Origin of the sequence: Streptomyces sp. OfavH-34-F, assembly GCF_022347745.1 — a bacterium.
In the GTDB taxonomy this organism is placed as follows: Bacteria; Actinomycetota; Actinomycetes; order Streptomycetales; family Streptomycetaceae; genus Streptomyces.
Genome location: NZ_JAKRGC010000456.1, coordinates 1 through 3912, shown reverse-complemented (window position 1 = coordinate 3912; position 3912 = coordinate 1). Strand labels below are relative to the sequence as shown.

The following is a 3912-nucleotide window of genomic DNA, read 5'->3' as shown; positions in this document are numbered from 1 at the left end:
CGGTCGCGCTCGCGGCGGACGGGGCTGCGGGTCGGGGTTCGGCGGCCCGCGCGGGCCCGGCGAGCATCCCGGCGCCCAGGCAGGCCGCCAGGGCCGCGGTGGAGAGTGCGGTGAATCTCTGTCGGGCCGTTCGTTTCTTCACGTGCCGCCTCCAGCGGTGTGGGGACCGCGCGCCGTTGCGCGGCCGTGGGGGATGGCGCGGGGCGAGGCCGGACGGGGATGGCCATGGAATGACATGGACACGACCTCTGCGCGACCGTCAGTACAATGGCACATGTCACATGTCTTTAGGAAGCGGCCGCGACGAGATTGATGAAGACGTCAACGCGGGTGCGTGGGACGGGAGTCGGGGCGGCCCGCGACTCCTGCGGCTTCCCGGAGGGGCGCCTACGCCTGGGCGGGCACGGCCGGAGGCCGTCCGGACCCGGCGGCCCCCTCGCCGCCGGCCCACAGGGAGCGGACGTGCGACATGTGGGCGAGCATGCAGGCCTCCGCGCCCGCCGCGTCCCCGGCGACCACCAGATCGAGGAGCTGCACGTGCTCCTCGGCCGACGCGGTCAGCTGACCGGACTCGGCGAGCCGGTCCAGGCCGAAGAGACGGGAGCGCTTGCGCAGTTCACCGACCTGCTCGACCAGGCGGCGGTTGCCGGCCAGCGCGAGCAGGGCGAGGTGGAAGCGGCGGTCCGCCTCCAGGTAGTCCAGGATGTCCTGGCGCGCGGCCGCCTCGACGATCTCCTGGGCGAGCGGCCGCAGCGCCTCCAGCTCGTGCGTCAGCCCCATGCGCGCGATCCGGCCCACCGTGGGCACCTCGATCATCGCGCGCAGCTCGGTGAAGTCGTCCAGGTCCTGTTCGGTCAGCTCGGTGATCCGGAAGCCCTTGTTGCGGACGGCCTCGACCTGGCCCTCGCGGACCAGGTCGAGCATCGCCTCACGGACCGGGGTGGCGGAGACGCCGAACTGCGCGGCGAGCGCGGGCGCCGAGTAGACCGTGCCGGGCCGCAGTTCGCCGGAGATGAGCGCCGCCCGCAGCGCGTGCGCCACCTGGTCGCGCAGGTGCTCCTGCGCCGAGAGGGTGCCGAGCGACGTCAGGCGGGCCATGTCTGTTCCTCCAGCACCGTGCGGGGACGCAGGGGGCGTCGTGCCGGTCAGAATACAATGTCACGTTGCCCCCGACGCGGGTGCGGTCTCACAGCAGGAACCCCTCCGGGAACGGGTCTCCGGGGTCCAGGAAGTACTGGGCGGTGCCGGTGATCCAGGCCCGCCCGGTGACCGTGGGGACGACCGCCGGCAGCCCGGCCACCTCCGTCTCGCCGACCAGCCGGCCGGTGAACCGGGTGCCGATGAAGGACTCGTTCACGAAGTCCCGGTCCAGGCCGAGTTCGCCGCGCGCGTGCAGCTGGGCCATCCGCGCGGACGTGCCGGTGCCGCACGGCGAGCGGTCGAACCAGCCGGGGTGGATCGCCATGGCGTGCCGCGAGTGGCGGGCGTCGGAGCCGGGCGCGATCAGCTGGACGTGCTTGAGCCCGTGGATGCCCGGGTCCAGCGGGTGCACGGGCCGGCCGGCCGCGTTGACCGCCTCCATCAACGCCAGCCCGGCGGCCAGCAGTTCGTCCTTGCGCGCCCGGTCGAACGGCAGGCCCAGGTCCTCCAGGCGCACCATCGCGTAGAAGTTGCCGCCGTAGGCGAGGTCGTAGGGCACCTCCCCGAAGCCGGGCACCTTCGCGGTCAGCCCGAGACCGGCGCTGAAGGCCGGGACGTTGGTGAGGGTGACGGACGCGGCGGCCCCGTCCTCCACCCGGACGTCCGCGCACACCAGTCCGGCCGGGGTGTCCAGCCGTACGGTGGTGACCGGTTCGGTGACCTCGACCATGCCGGTCTCCACCAGCACGGTGGCCACCCCGATGGTGCCGTGCCCGCACATCGGCAGGCAGCCGGAGACCTCCATGAACAGCACCCCGAAGTCGGCGTCGGGGCGGGTCGGCGGCTGGAGGACGGCACCGCTCATCGCGGCGTGGCCGCGCGGCTCGTACATCAGCAGGGTGCGCACCGCGTCCCGGTGCGCCATGAAGTGCGCGCGGCGCTCGGCCATGGTGGCGCCGGGGAGCGTGCCGATCCCGCCGGTGACGACGCGGGTGGGCATGCCCTCGGTGTGCGAGTCGACGGCGTGGAAGACGTGGCGGCTGCGCATGCGTCGCCCCCTCTCAGTCCAGGCCCTCGGCGCGCGCCTTCTCGGTGGCGGCGCGTACGGCGGCCAGGGCCTCGGCGCCGAGCGGCAGCCGGGGCGGCCGGGTGGGGCCGCCGTGCCGGCCGACGGCGTCCATGGACGCCTTGATCGCCTGCACGAACTCCGGTTTGGAGTCCCACCGCAGCAGCGGATGCAGCCGGCGGTAGAGCGGCAGGGCCCGCTCCAGGTCGCCGGAGACGGCCGCCCGGTACAGCTCGACGCAGCCGGCCGGCAGCATGTTGGGGCAGCCGGCGATCCAGCCGACCGCCCCGGCCAGGGCGAGTTCGAGCAGGACGTCGTCGGCGCCGACGAGCAGGTCGAGGCCGGGTGCCTCCTCGGCGATCTCGTACGCCCTGCGGACGTCGCCGCTGAACTCCTTGACGGCCACCACGGACCCCTCGGCGTGCAGTTGTCCGAGCAGCCGGGGCGTCAGGTCCACCTTGGTGTCGTACGGGTTGTTGTAGGCGACGACGGGCAGCCCGGCCGCCGCCACCTCGGCGTAGTGCGCGCGGACGGCCGCGTCCTCGCAGGAGTAGCCGTTGGGCGGCAGGAGCAGGACGCTGCCGGCCCCGGCCTCGGCGGCCTCCTCGGCCCGGCGCCGGGACTGGGCGCTGTCGTACGAGGAGACGCCGGGCATCACTCTGGCCCCGTCGCCCGCCGCCTCGACGGCGACGCGCACGACGTCGCGGCGCTCCCGGTCGCTGAGGGTCTGGTACTCCCCGAGCGAGCCGTTGGGCACCACCCCGTCGCAGCCCGCGTCGATGAGGTCGCGGACGTGGGCGGCGTAGGCGTCGAAGTCGATGGACCGGTCCTCGTGCAGGGTGAGCGGGGTGGCGACCATGACGCCCCGCCAGGGCGCGTCGGTACGGGAGGGGACGGCCGTCATGCGGGCTCCTCGGGTTGCGGGGTGCGGATGCGGGCGTGGTGCGGGTTCACGCGTCGCCGGACGGTTCGGTCCGGGCGAGCGCGGCGAGGGGGACCGGGCAGGCGAGCGGCCTGCGGTCGGGGACGGGGCCGGCGGAGGCTCCGGCGAGGGCGCGGACGGCGAAGCCGCAGGTGCGGCCCTGGCACCAGCCCATGCCGGCGCGGGTGAGGAGTTTGGCGGTCCGGGTGTCGCCCGCGCCCAGCGCGTCGACGGCGGTACGGATCGCGCCCGCGGTGACCTCCTCGCACCGGCACACCTCGGTCTCCGGGGCGAGCCAGGACGTCCAGGCGGGCCCGGGCCGGTGCACGGCTCCCATGAGCCCGGCGAACCGGCGCATCCGCCGCCGCGCGCGGCGCAGGCGCGCGGCGCGGGCCGGGGCCCCCGGGGGCAGGTCGTCCAGCGCGTCGGCGATCACCGACAGGGCGGCCAGTTCCCCTTCGGCGAGGGCGAGCCGGACGCCGCCGATGCCGCCGGTCTCGCCGGCCGCCCAGACGCCGGGCACGCTGGTGCGCAGGTCCTCGTCGAGTTCCAGGGCGGGCGAGCCGTCGGTGCCGGTGCGGGTGGCGCAGCCGAGCCCGGTGGCGAGGTCGAGCTGGGGAACCAGGCCATGGCCCACGGCGAGCGCGTCGCAGTCGATGCGCCGGCCGGTGCCCGGCACGGGGCGCCAGTCGCGGTCGAGCCGGCTGACGGTGACCCCTTCCACGCGCCCGGTGCCGTGGACGGCGGTGACGGCGCGGTGCGCCAGCAGCCGCACCCCGTGCCG

General features: G+C 75.2%; 4 protein-coding genes. All 4 read right to left on the bottom strand.

Annotation, left to right across the window (positions count from 1 at the left end):
• Positions 1 to 387 precede the first annotated feature (387 nt).
• Complete coding sequence (locus tag MHW47_RS33180) at positions 388 to 1098, bottom strand: GntR family transcriptional regulator (protein ID WP_239227559.1); 711 nt, start codon at positions 1096 to 1098, stop codon at positions 388 to 390.
• A gap of 88 nt (positions 1099 to 1186) precedes the next feature.
• Positions 1187 to 2188 carry a proline racemase family protein gene (locus MHW47_RS33175; RefSeq protein ID WP_239227558.1) on the bottom strand — a complete coding sequence of 334 codons (1002 nt, stop codon included), beginning with the start codon at positions 2186 to 2188 and terminating at the stop codon, positions 1187 to 1189.
• Positions 2189 to 2201: 13 nt separating this feature from the next.
• A complete protein-coding gene (locus MHW47_RS33170; protein WP_239227557.1) occupies positions 2202 to 3110 on the bottom strand; it encodes a dihydrodipicolinate synthase family protein in 909 nt (302 codons plus the stop codon).
• Between the two features lie 46 nt (positions 3111 to 3156).
• Positions 3157 to 3912 (bottom strand): (2Fe-2S)-binding protein (locus tag MHW47_RS33165; RefSeq protein WP_239227556.1); only part of this gene is annotated, 756 nt, incomplete at its 5' end.